This window comes from Alteromonas sp. 4NH20-0056 (assembly GCF_057539655.1).
Map to the genome: position 1 here is coordinate 46,626 of NZ_BAAJLS010000001.1, position 16,426 is coordinate 63,051.

Annotated in this window: 17 protein-coding genes and 4 tRNA genes; 3 read left to right on the plus strand and 18 right to left on the minus strand. The window is 45.0% G+C overall.

Annotation, left to right across the window (positions count from 1 at the left end):
* The first annotated feature begins 31 nt into the window (after positions 1 to 31).
* A complete protein-coding gene (locus tag AC27EZ_RS00220) occupies positions 32 to 1,690 on the plus strand; it encodes an isovaleryl-CoA dehydrogenase (RefSeq protein WP_487133403.1) in 1,659 nt (552 codons plus the stop codon).
* Positions 1,691 to 1,759: 69 nt separating this feature from the next.
* Here AC27EZ_RS00220 and AC27EZ_RS00225 read toward each other — a convergent pair whose 3' ends face one another.
* From AC27EZ_RS00225 to aspS, 18 genes are all read right to left on the minus strand, one after another.
* A complete protein-coding gene (locus tag AC27EZ_RS00225) occupies positions 1,760 to 2,476 on the minus strand; it encodes an NYN domain-containing protein (protein ID WP_487133404.1) in 717 nt (238 codons plus the stop codon).
* Positions 2,477 to 2,666: 190 nt separating this feature from the next.
* Positions 2,667 to 2,756: transfer RNA gene (locus AC27EZ_RS00230), tRNA-Ser, on the minus strand.
* A 130-nt stretch (positions 2,757 to 2,886) separates the two neighbouring features.
* Positions 2,887 to 3,942 carry a quinolinate synthase NadA gene (nadA, locus tag AC27EZ_RS00235; protein ID WP_487133405.1) on the minus strand — a complete coding sequence of 352 codons (1,056 nt, stop codon included), beginning with the start codon at positions 3,940 to 3,942 and terminating at the stop codon, positions 2,887 to 2,889.
* Between the two features lie 271 nt (positions 3,943 to 4,213).
* A tRNA-Lys gene (locus tag AC27EZ_RS00240) sits at positions 4,214 to 4,289 on the minus strand.
* 37 nt (positions 4,290 to 4,326) lie between these two features.
* A tRNA-Lys gene (locus AC27EZ_RS00245) sits at positions 4,327 to 4,402 on the minus strand.
* A 23-nt stretch (positions 4,403 to 4,425) separates the two neighbouring features.
* Positions 4,426 to 4,501: transfer RNA gene (locus tag AC27EZ_RS00250), tRNA-Lys, on the minus strand.
* 277 nt (positions 4,502 to 4,778) lie between these two features.
* A complete protein-coding gene (gene ybgF, locus AC27EZ_RS00255) occupies positions 4,779 to 5,564 on the minus strand; it encodes a tol-pal system protein YbgF (RefSeq protein ID WP_487133406.1) in 786 nt (261 codons plus the stop codon).
* Positions 5,564 to 6,130, minus strand: coding sequence for a peptidoglycan-associated lipoprotein Pal (gene pal, locus AC27EZ_RS00260; protein WP_487133407.1), 567 nt, complete (start codon positions 6,128 to 6,130; stop codon positions 5,564 to 5,566). Before pal ends, ybgF begins: the two co-directional genes overlap by 1 nt.
* A 42-nt stretch (positions 6,131 to 6,172) precedes the next feature.
* Positions 6,173 to 7,492, minus strand: a complete 1,320-nt coding sequence (tolB, locus tag AC27EZ_RS00265; RefSeq protein ID WP_487133976.1) for a Tol-Pal system beta propeller repeat protein TolB — start codon at positions 7,490 to 7,492, stop codon at positions 6,173 to 6,175.
* A gap of 49 nt (positions 7,493 to 7,541) precedes the next feature.
* Positions 7,542 to 8,321 carry a cell envelope integrity protein TolA gene (gene tolA / locus AC27EZ_RS00270; protein WP_487133408.1) on the minus strand — a complete coding sequence of 260 codons (780 nt, stop codon included), beginning with the start codon at positions 8,319 to 8,321 and terminating at the stop codon, positions 7,542 to 7,544.
* Positions 8,322 to 8,747 (minus strand): protein TolR, encoded by a 426-nt coding sequence (gene tolR, locus AC27EZ_RS00275; protein ID WP_421134115.1) that lies wholly within the window; start codon positions 8,745 to 8,747, stop codon positions 8,322 to 8,324. It abuts the gene before it with no gap.
* 30 nt (positions 8,748 to 8,777) lie between these two features.
* Positions 8,778 to 9,470 carry a protein TolQ gene (gene tolQ / locus AC27EZ_RS00280; RefSeq protein WP_421134114.1) on the minus strand — a complete coding sequence of 231 codons (693 nt, stop codon included), beginning with the start codon at positions 9,468 to 9,470 and terminating at the stop codon, positions 8,778 to 8,780.
* The gene (gene ybgC / locus AC27EZ_RS00285; RefSeq protein ID WP_487133409.1) at positions 9,460 to 9,858 is read right to left on the minus strand and encodes a tol-pal system-associated acyl-CoA thioesterase; all 399 of its coding nucleotides are present in this window, start codon (positions 9,856 to 9,858) and stop codon (positions 9,460 to 9,462) included. Before ybgC ends, tolQ begins: the two co-directional genes overlap by 11 nt.
* 413 nt (positions 9,859 to 10,271) lie before the next feature.
* Complete coding sequence (gene ruvB, locus AC27EZ_RS00290) at positions 10,272 to 11,276, minus strand: Holliday junction branch migration DNA helicase RuvB (RefSeq protein ID WP_487133410.1); 1,005 nt, start codon at positions 11,274 to 11,276, stop codon at positions 10,272 to 10,274.
* A gap of 28 nt (positions 11,277 to 11,304) precedes the next feature.
* Positions 11,305 to 11,925, minus strand: a complete 621-nt coding sequence (gene ruvA, locus AC27EZ_RS00295) for a Holliday junction branch migration protein RuvA (protein ID WP_487133411.1) — start codon at positions 11,923 to 11,925, stop codon at positions 11,305 to 11,307.
* A gap of 71 nt (positions 11,926 to 11,996) precedes the next feature.
* Positions 11,997 to 12,515 carry a crossover junction endodeoxyribonuclease RuvC gene (ruvC, locus tag AC27EZ_RS00300; protein ID WP_421134110.1) on the minus strand — a complete coding sequence of 173 codons (519 nt, stop codon included), beginning with the start codon at positions 12,513 to 12,515 and terminating at the stop codon, positions 11,997 to 11,999.
* Positions 12,515 to 12,955 (minus strand): dihydroneopterin triphosphate diphosphatase, encoded by a 441-nt coding sequence (gene nudB, locus AC27EZ_RS00305; protein ID WP_487133412.1) that lies wholly within the window; start codon positions 12,953 to 12,955, stop codon positions 12,515 to 12,517. Before nudB ends, ruvC begins: the two co-directional genes overlap by 1 nt.
* Before the next feature lie 3 nt (positions 12,956 to 12,958).
* On the minus strand, positions 12,959 to 14,719 hold the full coding sequence (gene aspS / locus AC27EZ_RS00310) for an aspartate--tRNA ligase (protein WP_487133413.1): 1,761 nt from the start codon (positions 14,717 to 14,719) through the stop codon (positions 12,959 to 12,961).
* Between the two features lie 188 nt (positions 14,720 to 14,907).
* Here aspS and AC27EZ_RS00315 point away from each other — a divergent pair, with 188 nt between their 5' ends.
* On the plus strand, positions 14,908 to 15,819 hold the full coding sequence (locus tag AC27EZ_RS00315; RefSeq protein ID WP_487133414.1) for a DUF72 domain-containing protein: 912 nt from the start codon (positions 14,908 to 14,910) through the stop codon (positions 15,817 to 15,819).
* A gap of 94 nt (positions 15,820 to 15,913) precedes the next feature.
* A complete protein-coding gene (locus tag AC27EZ_RS00320; RefSeq protein ID WP_421134106.1) occupies positions 15,914 to 16,414 on the plus strand; it encodes a prepilin-type N-terminal cleavage/methylation domain-containing protein in 501 nt (166 codons plus the stop codon).
* The last annotated feature ends 12 nt before the right edge of the window (positions 16,415 to 16,426 follow it).

Consider the following 16,426-nt stretch of genomic DNA (forward strand, 5'->3'; position numbering starts at 1 on the left):
GCATGCGACTCGTTATAAAGAGCACAAAAAAATGAACAACACTCATACGTTTCACACTCACATCGTTGAAAACCAGCCCGAAATAATTGCCCCTTATAACCTATGGTCGTGTGACATAATGTTAACTGACGCAGTCAGGCATTACGCTAATGACGATATCATTGCACGCGCTGGGAATAAATTAGCTGCTTTTGGTCACCAAGCTGGCTTTTTACTTGTGGATGCGGGCGAATTAGCCAATCGACATAAACCTATTTTTCAACCCTTTGATCGCTACGGTCGCCGTATAGACAACGTAGAGTTTCACCCTGCCTATCACCAGCTTATGAGCGCGGCAATGAACGCTGAAGTGCATAGCTACTCGTGGCGCAATGAACAACACTCAGGCGCACATGTTGTTCGTGCTGCACTTTTATTTATGCATGCTCAAGCAGATGCTGGCACAACATGCCCATTAACGATGACGCATGCATCAGTAGCCGCGCTGAAAAATGCAAAGGCACTGCCAGACTATTGGTTATCTAAAATTGTATCTGGCCAATATGATCAGCGTTCACTTCCCGCCGATAAGAAAAAAGGCCTAACCATTGGCATGGGTATGACGGAAAAACAGGGCGGCTCAGACGTGCGTCGTAATACAACACGCGCCACAAAGCAGCAGGATGGCAGCTACCACATTGTGGGCCACAAATTTTTCTATTCGGCACCGCTTTGCGACGCACATCTTGTGCTTGCGCAAACCGACACGGGATTAAGTTGTTTTTTACTCCCTCGCCTGCTACCCGATGGCACATTGAACCACGTTCGCATTCAACGTTTAAAAGACAAGCTAGGCGATTGGAGTAATGCGTCTTCTGAAGTAGAGTTTCAAGGCGCAACCGCTTACCTGGTGGGTGAGGAAGGGCGCGGTGTACCGGTGATTATTGATATGGTGTCGTTAACACGCCTTGATTGTATGATTGGCTCTACAGCACTAATGCGTCAGAGCCTTGTTCAAGCATTATACCATGTAAGTAACCGAGAAGCGTTTGGTGCCAAACTAATAGCGCAGCCTTTAATGCGTAATGTGCTGGCAGACCTTACTTTAGAATGTATGGCAAGCTTGCTTTTAACCATGCGCGTCGCAAAGGCTGTCGACGGGGCAAACAACAACAAAAATGAAGCCGCTTTTGCTCGCCTTGCCACCGCTATTGGTAAGTATTGGGTTTGCAAGCGCACACCCGCTTTCGTCAATGAAGCCCAAGAGTGCTTAGGGGGTATTGGATATGTGGAGGAGAACATAATGCCTAGGCTCTACCGCCAAGCGCCACTCAACTCTATCTGGGAAGGAAGTGCCAATGTGCAATGCCTTGATGTACTTAGAACTCTCTCTAAAGAGCCTGATGCAAAAAACGCATTACTCGATGAGCTTGCTTTAGCAAAAGGTAAGAATACGTTTTATGACAACCATGTCGCCAAGCTGGTCACCACTTTTGAAGACAAAGATACACTAGAAGTGCGAAGCCGATTAGTGGTTGAGCACATTGCACTTGCATTACAAGCATCACTGTTACTTAACACCGCTGACACAGTAATGGCAGAAGCGTTTTGCCAAGCGCGTTTAGGACAACAACACGGGTGGGCGTACGGTACATTACCTGCTGATACGCCGTTTAACGACATCATTGAGCGTGGTAGGTTACGTTTGTAGAAAAGCCACTATGAGTATCGGCCTTTAGCTAAACAGTTCGCTTGTGTGCTACCCCGCGTCACGGTGCGTTTAATGGTTATGGTGTTGTTTACGCTTATCACGAATATAGGTACCACTGCCGTTTTTGATTTTTATTTCGAAAAGATCAATGGCTGCAAATAAATCTTTGAGCTTCTTGAACCCATAATTACGCGGGTCAAAAGAGGCGTGATTAGAAATATGGTGTCCTATGGTACTTAAATTCGCCCAGCCTGTATCATCTTCAGACGCATCAATGGCTTGTCGCAACATGTTCATCAACTTCGTGTCGCTTTTTATATTTGGCTTAGACTTTTCAATCGGTTTTTCGTCACTCGCTTCTTCATCAAGGTATAAGAATTTCGAACAACTATTTACAAAAGCTGCTGGAGCTTTTCGCTCGCCAAAACCAATAACAAATTTACCGTCAGCTAGCGCACGGGTTACGAGTGGCGTAAAATCACAATCAGAGGATACAAGGCATATTGAATCAACGTCTTTCGTATAAAGAATATCCATTACATCAATTACCAAAGCTATGTCCGTGGCATTTTTACCTTTGGTTAGATCGAACTGCTGTATTGGTTGAATAGCAAATTCATGTAGTACGTCTTCCCAAGGTTTTATATTTGCACTTTTCCAATTTCCATATGCTTTTCTAATGTTAACCACTCCGTAACGCGCCAACTCCGAAAGAATGGTTTCTATTTTCGCTGCAGGCGCATTGTCAGCATCTATAAACAATGCAATTTTTTCCTTTTCCTTCATAAGCACTCCCTGCTCTTATATGGCTAACTTCCTAGACTAGGTTGACACCGGTAACGTAAAAATTAAATCTGCTATATTTACAAATAGTATGAGCTCAAATACATTAATAAACTAGATACAGCCTGTGGTCAGGCTTATGTACAGATACAAAAAAACCCCGCTTTTGTTAAAAGCGGGGCTTTTCATTATTTGGCGGAGAGAGAGGGATTCGAACCCTCGTTAGGTTTAACCCTAAACACACTTTCCAGGCGTGCGCCTTCAGCCACTCAGCCACCTCTCCAAATTTTGTTTCAGGAATTGCTATTAACAACAATTTCTCCTGAGCGCGCGTATAGTAGGTAAAGCCACGCGCTTTATCAAGAACTTGCTAAAAATAAGTGAGCAAGTGCTTATAAAACAACCTTCAGGGTTTACAGGCCGCCTTTCGCTTTTAGTTCTGCTGAAAAATTTAACATACGGTCAAGCGGTATAAGTGCTTCTGTTCGTAATTGTTCATCAACAAAGATTTCATGGCCGGTCGCGTTGCTCTGTAAAGACGCCTTAATCGCTTCTAAGCCGTTCATTGCCATCCATGGACAGTGAGCACAACTTTTACACGTAGCGCCGTTACCGCCTGTTGGAGCCTCGATAAACGTCTTGTTTGGGGTCAACTGTTGCATCTTGTAGAAAATGCCTTTATCTGTTGCCACAATAAAGGTGTCGTTGTCCATTTTTTGTGATGCGCTGATTAACTGACTGGTTGAACCAACGGCATCCGCTAATTCAACAACACTTGCTGGCGACTCAGGGTGCACAAGAATTGCTGCGTTAGGGTAAGCTTTTTTCATATCGTTAAGCTTCTGCGCAGAGAATTCATCATGAACTATGCACTCGCCCTGCCACATCAACATGTCTGCACCGGTTTGCTTAGCGATATAAGCGCCTAAGTGCCTATCTGGCCCCCAGATAATCTTTTTGCCTTGGCTATCTAGATGTTCCACGATTTCAAGTGCAATACTCGACGTTACAACCCAATCAGCACGTGCCTTTACTGCTGCAGAGGTATTAGCATATACCACAACAGTATGGTCTGGGTGCTGATCACAAAATTCGCTGAATGCATCTATCGGGCAGCCTAGGTCAAGTGAACAAGTCGCTTCTAGGGTTGGCATTAGCACCTGTTTCTCAGGGCTAAGGATTTTAGCAGTTTCACCCATAAACTTTACGCCAGCGACAATAAGCGTTTGCTCTTTTGCGTCTCGTCCAAAACGTGCCATTTCAAGAGAGTCTGCAACGCACCCACCCGTTTCTTCAGCAAGTGCTTGAATTTCAGGGTCGGTATAGTAATGCGCAACCATCACGGCATTACGTGCTTTAAGCAATGACTTGATCTCAGCCTTTAATTCGGCTTTACGATCGTCTGATAAGGGCTGTGGTTTAGCGGGAAAAGGATAATCTACCTGTTCCACACGAAATGCTACTGACATTGGCCTACATCTCTGTTTCGACAAGGGCGTGGATTATACCCAACTGTCATAAAAATTACACATAAGTTAATGCGTGATGATGTAATTACTTAACGAAGAGTACCTCCGTATCACGCGTAATAATAACGATACTGTTTACACGCTTGAAATATAAGCGGATCACAAGTACGTGTGTATGTGCTTGAAAAACCTAAGTGGATTTCGGTTCGCAAACGTATTACTGATTGAGATGCTTGTTCTGAAGAATGACCAATGATGCTAGGAAACTTGATGGTGGGTCGTGCTGGATTCGAACCAGCGACCAATTGATTAAAAGTCAACTGCTCTACCAGCTGAGCTAACGACCCATCAAGTGACACATTGTAGATAGTACGTTTTAATTGATGGTGGGTCGTGCTGGATTCGAACCAGCGACCAATTGATTAAAAGTCAACTGCTCTACCAGCTGAGCTAACGACCCATCAATTAAAACTAGGGAAGAAGTGGTGGGTCGTGCTGGATTCGAACCAGCGACCAATTGATTAAAAGTCAACTGCTCTACCAGCTGAGCTAACGACCCTTCTTTCCTTCGCTGCCTGTGTCTAGGCAACGGCGGCATATAATACTCATAATTTTTGGCGACGCAACCCATAAGCACTTTTTATTTTCATTTTTATGCGAAAAACCTTTCAACCGCTTAAAATGAAACCAATTCGTGTAGTTATTAACCTTAGCATCGAAGTAATGACACTAAGTGGGTAACACTTTTTACCGACAAATACTGCGCGAGAATTTTTTACCGTGAGTAATAAGCTAGTATGAAATAATAAAAAAAACCTCTTTAAAGAGGTTTTTTATTAATTATTTAATCTAGATTCAGCTAAACGACGTGCCGAAGAGTTGGGATATTCAGACACCACTTGCTCAAACAATTGTCTCGCGAGTGCTGCGTCTCCCGTTCGTTGCGCAATAACACCCAGTTTCACGAGTGCTTCTGGACGCTTGGCTGAGTCAGTAAACCGACTAACTACCACATTAAACTGCTCGCTCGCATCGGCCCACTCTTGTTTATTGAATAACAACTGCCCCAACCAATAGTGGGCATTAGGTGCATACTCACTGTTAGGAAATTGTTCAATAAACGATTGAAACGCAGGGATCGCTTTATCGTATTCTCTAGATTTAAGAATAAGATTAACGGCGCTTTCATATGCATCGTCTTCACCAACTTGCGACGCCGTAATACCTGCGCTCGGCATGGCTGTACTCGGCTGGCTCGTCGATACAGGTGTATCAGTCGATGCTAACGTACCCGATTGTTTCAATGCTTCTACACGTTTGTCTATTTCTAGATACAGCTCACGCTGTCGTTCTAGCACTTTTTGCAATTCGTTAGTATTGACTTCTACGGCGCCGCGAAGTTGATCTACTTCGCCTTGCATAGCATCTAACTGAGATTGCAAACGGTGTTGCATTTCGGTACGGCTCTTTACTATACGCTCAAGCACAACAATGCGTTGTTCTAGTTCACTGCCACCATTGGCATTAACAACGGGCGCTTGAGCTGCGGCAAAGCCTGAAAAGGCGAAGGCGACGCTAAGAGCGACGCCTTTTTTATAAATAGATATCGCTGTAATAGCCATTATCGGTAAACTACCACTCCGCGACGATTCTGCGCCATAGCGTATTCAGTAGAACCCATTACCGCCGGCTTCTCTTCACCGTAAGAAACAACTGAAATTTGGCTGCTGCTCACGCCCGCATTCATCATGTAAGTTTCTACCGCTTGTGCACGACGCTCACCCAACGCAATGTTGTACTCTGGTGTTCCACGGCTATCAGTATGACCTTCAATTACCACGTTCTGGTTAGGGTTGCTAACAAGAAACGCCGCGTGCTTGTCAAGTAAACGCTGGAATTCAGGCTTAATGCTTGCACGGTCAAAATCAAAATAAACGGTTTGTTCATTTTTAAGCGCTTCCATTTCCTGCTGAACCATCTCTTCTTGACGTTTTATGCGCTGGACCGCTTCTGCTTTAACGCGTTGTGCTTCTGCTTCTGCAGCTTCAACTTCTGCTTGCGCCTGTTCTTGTGCCAAACGGTTGCGTTCTGCCGCTAGTTCTTCTTCGCTCGGGCCAGATGAGCAAGCCATCATTGTTACTACTGGTAAGGCAATAATGAAGCTCTTCATAATTTTATTCATTTGCATCCTACTAATTCCTTAATTTTGTTGTTTACTGTTTTTAAATTGTTAGAACAAAAATGGTGACCAACTCGGCGACTTAACTTGCCCATTGGCTGCTGGCAACCTAGCTTTAAAGCGCCCATCTAAGGAAACGAGTGATAACACTTGCTTCCCTTCATGAAGGGTACTATAAATTATCATGCTTCCGTTCGGTGCCACGCTTGGTGACTCGTCCAAGTACGTCCGTGTGAGTACTTGGGGCGAACTACCATCAAGCGCCTGCTTGGCAATGTGATAGTTTCCGTTGGTTTGATTAACTACAACTATCTCATCACCGTTTGGCGTTAATGTGGCACCAAGGTTCTGCTCGCCGACGAAGGTAATACGCCTTACCTTTCTCGAATTTAAATTTACGCTATATATCTGGGGTTTACCACCCCGTTCCGAACTAAAAATTAAACCACTACCATCTGTAAGCCACGACGGCTCTGTATCGATCGCTCTGTTACGCGTAATTCTGCGCAAGTTTTTCGTCGCAAGATCCATAATATAGATCTCAGGGTTACCATCTTTCGACAACACCATTGCAAGTTGCTTGCCATCTGGCGAGAACGACGGGCTACCATTAATACCAGGGAAGTCCGTAATGGCAGTTCGCTCACTGGTATAAATATCTTGAATGAAAATTTGCGGCCTTCTGTTCTCAAAACTTACGTAAGCAAGCTTTTCTCCATCTGGCGACCACACAGGCGACATCAAAGGCTCGGGCGATGATAATAAACGCGTTTCGTTTTCGCCGTCGTAATCTGCGATCACTAGCTGGTATGGTTTCTCATAAGTGTCTCGGTCGCGCACAATGACATAAGCAATACGGGTTAAAAACGCGCCGCGAACGCCGGTAAGCTTTTCATATACAATGTCACTTATTCTGTGTGCATACTGCCTGAAGTCGCTGTCGTTTATCACGGCCTGTCTTGCTACGATAACATGCGAGTTACTGGTAACCAGTTTGCCATCTTTTAATACTTGCGACTGGCCGCCATCTAACTGGCCTTTCAATACATCAACCAGTTGATAACTTACCAAGTATTTATTCGGACTATCCTGTTCAATAGTGCCAACCAGTACTGTGTCTACGCCCATGTTTGCCCATGCGCTGTAATCTACATCGGCGGCTGACTCGGGGTACTGCGGCATGCTATTAGGTGTAATGGGATTAAATTTCCCGCTTCGCGTTAGGTCGGCCATGATGACGTCTGAAATATCGCCAGGTAGTACCCCTTCGCCTTTCCATTTAAACGGTACAATCCCTATTGGTCTTGCGCTGTTCACCCCTTCCGTTATAACAATTTCAAGCGTTGCATACGCGTTTGCGCTTAGCAGCATGACGGTTGTTGCTGCTAAGGCTATCCATATTCCAAGTTTCTTCATTACACTACAGTTCCACATTTAAATTGATATCTTTTAGCTGCTGATACACATCTGGCGCATCGGAGATTGGTAGTTCTTCCACCCGTCGAACCGCGCTTTCTGCGGCTTGACAGAGTGCTGCATCACCGCCTAGTACTCGTATACTCGTTACATAACCGGTTGTTGCTAACTTAATATTCAGCCTACATACCTTCCCTTTAAAACTGTCGTCAGCAAAAAGGTTTCGTTCAATCGTTTGCTTAATTAGCGCTTGGTAGCGCTCTACCTCAGTAAGCACCTGTTGTCGCCTACGGGCTTGCTGTTCAGCTTGTTCTTTCGCAAGCTGCTCTTGCATAATCCTTTCCATTTCGGCACGCTCGGCCGCTTCTTTTTTCTTACGTTCAGCATCTGCCTTCGCTTTCGCTTCCTGCGCTTTGCGTTCTTTTTCTTTTTGTGCCGCTAGTCTTTCCAATTCTTTCTGTTGCTTTATTCTGGTTTCTTCAGCTTCACGCTTTTCTCTTGCCTTCTTTGCTGCTGCGGCTTGGCGGCGTTTCTGTGCTGCCGCTTCTTCCGCCTTTTTTTGACGCTCGACTTCCTGAGCTTTTGCTTGTGCCTCAGCTTGTGCTTGCGCACGCTTTGTATCGGCAATAGCTTGGGCATCAATGAAGGTCGCTTCGATAACTGGCGCATTAGACGGCGTTGAAGGAAGTGGTTCATGAGAAAAACTGACGCTAATTAGCAACACTAGTGCAATAGCGGCGTGTACACCTAACGATTTGTAAACAGATGCCGACATCGATGTCATTTAATTAGGCTCTACAGGATCTGTCATTAACCCAACCGACGGCACCCCTGCTTGCTGCAATAGCACCATCAATTGGATAACCTTGTTGTAAGGAACTTGGCCATCGCCTTTCACCACAACTGGCGTATTTTCATTTTTTTGCAGCTGCGCCTGAACCAAAGCGGCAAGCTCATCAGCTTCTATCGGGCTATCTTGACTGTCCCCAACGTTAAGAAAATACCGCCCTTTTACATCGACGGATGCAATAAGCGGTGGATTATCTTCCTGTTCAATAGGGTTAGCACTGGCTTTAGGTAAATCAACCTTCACCCCTTGAGAGATAAGTGGTGCAGTTACCATAAATATGATCAGTAGCACCAACATTACATCGATGTATGGCACAACATTAATTTCTGATACCGGCCTACGGCGTTTTCTTACATACATAACGTTTCCTCGTTAGTAATAATTGTATGATTACACAGAGGGTTGCTGAGCCACAGAGGCAGCAGCCTGACGTTGTAAAATAGCAGAAAACTCTTCCATAAAATTGCCATAGCTGTTTTCTACTTTTTCAACCTGATGGCTGAAGCGGTTGTAAGCAATTACTGCCGGAATGGCAGCAAACAAGCCGATGGCTGTCGCAATAAGCGCTTCTGCAATACCGGGGGCAACCATCGCAAGCGTAGCTTGCTGTACTTCACCTAATGCGATAAACGCATTCATTATTCCCCATACCGTGCCAAATAGGCCAATGTACGGACTAATAGAGCCAGCAGTAGCAAGAAACGGTAAACGGCTTTCTAACTCTTCAACCTGTCTAGACATCGACACTCTCATCGCACGATACGCGCCATCAACAATGCCGTTTGTACTGGTGTTTGATTTTCTTAAACGAACAAACTCTTTGAAACCCGCACAGAAAATACTACTCATTCCATCTAAATTGGTTCGTGCAGAGAGTTCTTGATACAACCTGTTAAGGTCCGCACCAGACCAGAATTTATCTTCGAACTGACGCATTTCACTGCGCGCAGCAGAGAGCGCCTTGCTTCGTTGAAAGATAAATGTCCATGATGCTATCGACACACCAAGCAAAAGTAACATGACAAGCTGTACAACGAAGCTAGCCTGCAGAAAAAGCCCTATAAACGTAAGATCAGATGACACGCGATATTTCCCCTAACAATGTCTTTGGTAGCCTTTTAGGCTTCATAGAATCAAGACTAACACACGCTACTTTAATGGTGGCTGCCACCAGCGTAGCGTTTTCCTCATTTTTTATAATTTGTTTGAATACCAAACTAGCGCCCCCTAATTCTACAACCTGCGATTCAATACTCAACAGCTGATTAAACCGTGCTGGCGCATAGTTATGCATTTCAACGTGTTTGACGACAAAGGCGACAGATTGTTCCATCAAAATATCTTGTTCATAACCAAGCCCTCTCAACCACTCGGTTCTGGCTCTTTCCATAAACTTTAAATAGTTTGCGTAGTATACAATCCCACCTGCATCGGTATCCTCGTAATACACTCTCACTGTGTGTTTATGCATAACTATTCCTTTTATCTCAATATAATTAATCTATAAGGCAAAATAAAAGCGCTAAAATCACAGATATACAAGCCTAACAACTGGCTTTAATCACATTAAAAACGCTGTGCTTAATAATTTCATTATATATAATTAACAAGCAGTTAACGCATTAGTTTTTTTAATGTGAAAATACAATTTTCCTCAATTGTAAGTTTTTCGAAGCTACCTATAATACGCGCCATCAGTCATACAGAGCATGATGGTGCGAAGCACGGTTATGCAAGAGTTTTCTCCTGTTAGACATGAGTTCCCTGGATTTATTTCCTTCAACACTTGTTGTTTTGCCCGCTCAATGAGCGGGCTTTTTTTTGCCTAAAATAAAGTGAAGTAAATTAGGCTCTAAAATCAGGCCTATATGTTGTGGTATCAGGTCATGATTTAGGCGTAAAGCCAAAGTGAAGGTAGGCACGCTGAGATACAATTCGGCCTCGGGGTGTGCGCTGTAAAAAACCCTGCTGGATTAAGAAAGGCTCAATAACGTCTTCAATTGTTTCTTTTTCTTCGCCAATAGCAGCAGCCAGGTTGTCTAGCCCTACAGGCCCACCATCAAACTTTTCAATAATGGTACACAGTAGCTTGCGGTCCATGTAATCAAAGCCTTCTCGGTCGACATCTAGCATGTCTAACGCCTTAGCCGCCACATCAGCGCCTACGGTGCCATCAGATTTAATCTCTGCATAATCTCTTACGCGTCGTAACAATCGATTCGCAATACGAGGTGTACCCCGTGAACGACGGGCAATCTCTTGCGCGCCATCGCCACTCATGTCTAAGTTAAGATAGTTTGCGCTACGCGCGACGATAGTGGTTAAATCTTTTACAGAATAAAACTCTAAGCGCTGAACAATACCAAAACGATCTCGAAGAGGAGATGTCAACGAGCCCGCTCGCGTGGTGGCTCCAACCAATGTAAATGGCGGCAAATCAAGTTTTATAGAGCGGGCGGCAGGCCCCTCACCTATCATAATATCGAGTTGATAGTCTTCCATAGCAGGGTAAAGGATTTCTTCTACCACTGGACTAAGGCGATGTATCTCATCAATAAAAAGCACATCGTTGCGTTCAAGGTTAGTGAGTAACGCGGCTAAGTCACCGGCTTTTTCAAGTACAGGCCCGGAAGTGGTTTTAATATTCACTCCCATCTCGTTGGCAACAATGTTTGCAAGGGTGGTTTTACCTAGCCCAGGCGGACCAAAAATAAGCAGATGATCTAACGCATCGTCTCGGTTACGTGCGGCTTGAATGAAAATCTCCATTTGCTCGCACACATGAGGCTGACCGGTATAGTCATCCAGCATTTTAGGACGTATTGCACGATCGATGACTTCGTCTTCGTTGCTCGCGTCTGGGGTAATGAGTCTGTCGGCTTCAATCATAATTATTTTATGCTCAGTAGCAATGTGGTTATATTGCTGCTTTTAATGCTTCTCTTATCAATGCTTCGCTTTGGATACCATCGGTATACACGCTATCCACCAGCTTACTTGCTTGAGCCGGTTTATACCCCAACGCAATAAGTGCACTCTGCGCTTCTTCTCTTGCATCGTTTACTGTAACAATAGTACTGCCTGAGAGTAAATCGCCACTTGGGGTTGGCAGGGTAATGCTTTGTGTTTTGCCAAACTTCGCTAACCTGTCTTTTAACTCGACCACCAAACGTTCGGCCGTCTTTTTACCTATTCCTGGAAGGCTTACCAAAGCTGATACATCTTCATGTTGCACGCTAACCAAAAACTGAGATGCTGACATCCCAGACAAAATGGCTAGCCCTAGTTTGGGTCCAACACCATTCGCTTTTATCAACTCTCTAAATAACCCGCGCTCCATTTTATCAGCAAAGCCGAAAAGTAATTGGGCATCCTCTCTTACCACAAAATGCGTATAAACCACCACTTCTTCACCTACGGCTGGTAGTTGATAGAAGCTAGTCATAGGCATATGAATTTCGTAGCCTACTCCGGCTACATCTACAAGAATTTCTGGAGGCTGTTTTTCTGCCAACGTACCGCGAATTCGTCCAATCATGAATTATCTCTTTCTAACCCTGTGCTGGTATTTTCACAACAAAGGTAATAACGGAAAATTGGAACTAAAGGTTACCGCAATCGCCCACGAACGGTTTTTCGAGCCTGCCCAGCCATATTAATTAGGCTTTGCTCGGTGTGCGCATGGCAAAGTGCGACCGCGAGTGCATCTGCGGCGTCGGCTTGTGGCGTGCCGCTTAAATTCAGTAAGTGTTTCACCATATGCTGAACCTGCGTTTTGTCTGCACTGCCTTTACCCACTACAGCTTGCTTTATCTGCCTTGCACTGTACTCAGCGACGGGTAGAGAAGCCTGTGTAGCTGCTACGATAGCTGCTCCTCGCGCTTGGCCTAATTTAAGCGCAGAGTCGGGGTTTTTTGCCATAAAAACCTGTTCAATCGCAAATTGCGCCGGCCCGAATTGACGGATAATGTCGCTAATTCCGGTGTATATATTGGCAAGTCTTGACGGTAAATCGGTAGTGCCTACCCTTATGCAGCCGCTGGCTACATAAACTAATTTACCTTGCTTGCGCGTAATTAAACCGTAGCCGGTAACCCTAGAACCTGGATCTATACCCAGTATAACCATTAAGCCACACTCGGTACAAACATTGATACCGCTTCTTTATTTGAGGGTGACCACAACCGCGATAGTGCGTCATGTTTCGATACCCACTCATACTGCAAATGTTCAGTGAGTACCAAGGGAATATCGCTGTTTATCTGAAGAGAAAAGACATGTTCGATATTAAACGTGGTGCCAGGAGGATAACGATGCAACCACCGACGCCTAATTTCGTATCGATTCTGTTTTTGATGGTTGTTTATTTCGAAACCGTGTGCTTTTGCATCAATACCAATTTCTTCACGCACTTCACGGTAGGCCGTTTGAATCGGTTCTTCACCGTCTTCAAGGGCCCCCGTGACAGACTGCCAGAACGTAGGATCGTCTTGGCGCTGTAGTAAAAGCACTCTATAGTGCTGATCGTACAGCACCACAAGCGCTGATTCTGGCTTTTTATACGTCATAGATTAAGATGGCTTTTTCACCGTCGCTATGGCCAACTCTTCTAGCTGTTGCGGATTAGCAGGGCTAGGTGCAGACGTTAGCGGACATGCTGCTGTCGTTGTTTTAGGGAACGCCATCACATCACGAATAGACGTAGCACCCGTCATCAACATTACTAGACGATCTAGTCCAAATGCTAGTCCAGCGTGCGGTGGCGCACCGAATCGAAGTGCATCCAGTAAGAAGCCAAACTTGTTTTTAGCTTCTTCATCTTCAATGCCTAAAATGCTGAACACCGTAGACTGCATTTCTTCGTTGTGGATACGCACTGAACCACCACCAAGCTCTACCCCATTAAGCACCATGTCGTAAGCATCAGACAAGGCTTCTGCTGGATTGGCTTTCAACTGCTCTGGCGTTAAACCTCGTGGCGCAGTAAATGGGTGGTGAATAGCATGAAGCTGTCCATCGAACTCTTCAAACATCGGGAAGTCTACAACCCATAACGGCTTCCACTCGCCTTCAAGTAAGTCGAAGTCTTCACCTAGTTTTAAGCGCAATGCGCCCATCGCCTCGGTGACTACGGTTCCGTTATCTGCACCAAACAATAGTATATCGCCAGACGCAGCCCCCGTGCGCTCACAGATAGCCGTGGTGATGTCGTCGTTTAGGAACTTAAGAATAGGCGACTGAAGTCCGTCTTGCCCTGCTTCGATATCGTTAACTTTTATCCAAGCAAGTCCTTTCGCACCGTAAATCCCAACGAACTTAGTATATTCATCAATTTGCTTGCGAGATAACGAGGCACCGCCTGGAACTCGAATAACGGCGACGCGGCCTTTGGGATCTGTCGCAGGGCCGCTGAACACTTTAAACTCAACAGACTCTAGTAAGTCTGCAACATCAGTAAGTTCTAACGGGTTACGTAAGTCAGGCTTATCGCTACCATAACGCTTCATTGCCTCTGCGTAGGTCATACGCGGGAAGTCACCTAAATCCACATCAAGCATTTTGTTGAATAGGTCGCGGATCATGCGTTCGGTAATCGACATTACGCCTTCGGCATCAAGGAATGTAGTTTCAATATCGATTTGCGTAAATTCTGGCTGTCGGTCTGCACGTAAATCTTCGTCTCTGAAACACTTAACGATTTGATAGTAGCGATCCATTCCCGACATCATTAGCAACTGTTTAAACAATTGCGGAGATTGTGGCAGCGCAAAAAATTCACCTTTGTGCGTTCTGCTAGGAACAAGGTAATCACGAGCACCTTCTGGAGTCGCTTTCGTTAAGATGGGCGTTTCTATGTCAAGAAACCCGTCTTCTTCTAAGAAACGACGAACCGCACCGGTTACTTTTGCGCGAAACTGAAGGCGCTGACTCATAACAGGGCGACGCAAGTCTAAATAGCGATAGCGTAAGCGCTGCTCTTCTGAGTTTTCTTGGTTCCAATCAAGTGGCAATACGTCAGACTTGTTGATGATTTCTAAACCCGTACCCAAAATTTCAATTTCGCCAGTACGCATGTCTTTATTGATTTGCCCTTCTGGACGCGCACGCACTTTACCCGTTAACGACACGCAGAACTCGCCCCGCAGGGTATTAGCAATATTTAGTACATCGGGTAAATCTGGGTCGAACACAACCTGTACAATACCTTCGCGATCACGTAAGTCGATAAAAATAACACCGCCTAAATCGCGACGCTTATTTACCCAACCGCAAAGCGTAACTTCTTGTCCAACAAATGATGAATCGATATTCCCACAGTAATCTGTGCGCATGGTCCTTGACCCCTGATATATTGTCTTGCTCTGCACGTTGAATGTTTAGTATTGCCGAGACAACGCGTTCACCCTTGTCAGGTAAACTTATTGCTCTACAATGATGCGGATTTCGCATCGTGGTAACAACATGCATTCTGTAATGATTTAAAGGCCGCATAGTATAAACAAATGCGTCGTAAAGCCCAATGACAAATATGCAGAAAGATAGCAACATACATACAAATTCCACTTCTATCGTCGGTAAGCTACATATTGGGCTACCGATGTGGCAGCATCCTTCTTGGCCACGCACGTGGTTTGCGCATTATCCCAAAAGCGATACGCAGCTTATTTCTTACGCAAAAGAATGTAATACCGTGGAAGGCAATACCACCTTTTACTCACTGCCTCATGAAGATGCTACGTTAAGGTGGGCAACCTCGGTACCCGATGACTTTTCCTTTACCTTCAAGTTTCATCAGACGATTACTCATCGCAAACAGCTCCAACACTGCCAAGAAGACGTTGAGCAGCAGTTAAATTTAATGCAGCCCCTTAAAGACAAATTAGGTGTTATGTTGCTTCAATTACCGGCGGGCTTTGGCCCTAACAAACTATCCGTATTAGACCGTTTTTTATCGCAACTGCCTCCGTGGCTTAACGTTGCCGTTGAAGTAAGGCATCTTAGCTTTTTTGAAAAAGGTGATGACGAAAAAAAGCTGAATCAACTATTAATAGCGCACAATGCCAACAGAGTCATTATGGACACTCGGGCGTTGTTCACAGGCCCGTGCGATAGCGAGATGTTAGCGGAAGTAAGAAGTAAAAAGCCGCGAGTGCCAGTTAATGTAATTGCAACGGGGCTAACGCCAGTCGTGCGATTCGTGGGCAACGATAATGACGAGGATAACTTACAGTGCCTTCGCCCATGGGTGAGCAAGGTCGATCAATGGCGACGTGAAGGCAAGAGCGTATACTTTTTTTGTCACCGCCCGGATAACAAAGATGCACCGTGGTTAGCACAACAATTTATTGATCTTTACAATCAAGCCCACAGCGAGCGCGCTGTGCCTAATCTATCGATTAAAGCGCAGCCTGAGCAAGACACGCTTTTTTAACGCGCAAGAGTACACACTTAAGTCCAATGGTGTTTTCTGACAAAAGCGGTAATTTTGTACTAGGATTCAGTTATACATTGGCAGAGATATCAATATGAAAAAAAACGAACGGGGCTTTACGTTAATAGAAATACTCATCACGCTTGCGATTGTCGGTATCCTAGCAGCAATAGCGATGCCTATTTATCAAAACTACAGACTCACCTCTACGCTATCTCAAGCCTTTAGTCTGTTAGATGAAGAACGTATTAAAATCGAACTGTACTACATTACCCATGACAAAATGCCAGAAAAAGGAAGCGACGCAGGCATTATTCGGTTTCCAGATTTTGACTTAATAAACCAGTTAAAATGGACAACGGGTATACCTGGTCAAGTAGTGGATAAAAAGCACATTGGTACACTCGTACCCATTATGGATTTAACCAGTTTTGGCGATGAGTATAGTGAATACAATATGACGTTCTTTTTTGTCGGGAGAGCCGACAGCGACGGACGAATTTCGTGGGAATGTATAGTAGACGAGGTTGACACCGGCGCGTTGAAAGCTGAACTATTGCCGGCATCATGTCACTCTGCACAGGCTACGCCATAACGAACAGCAACA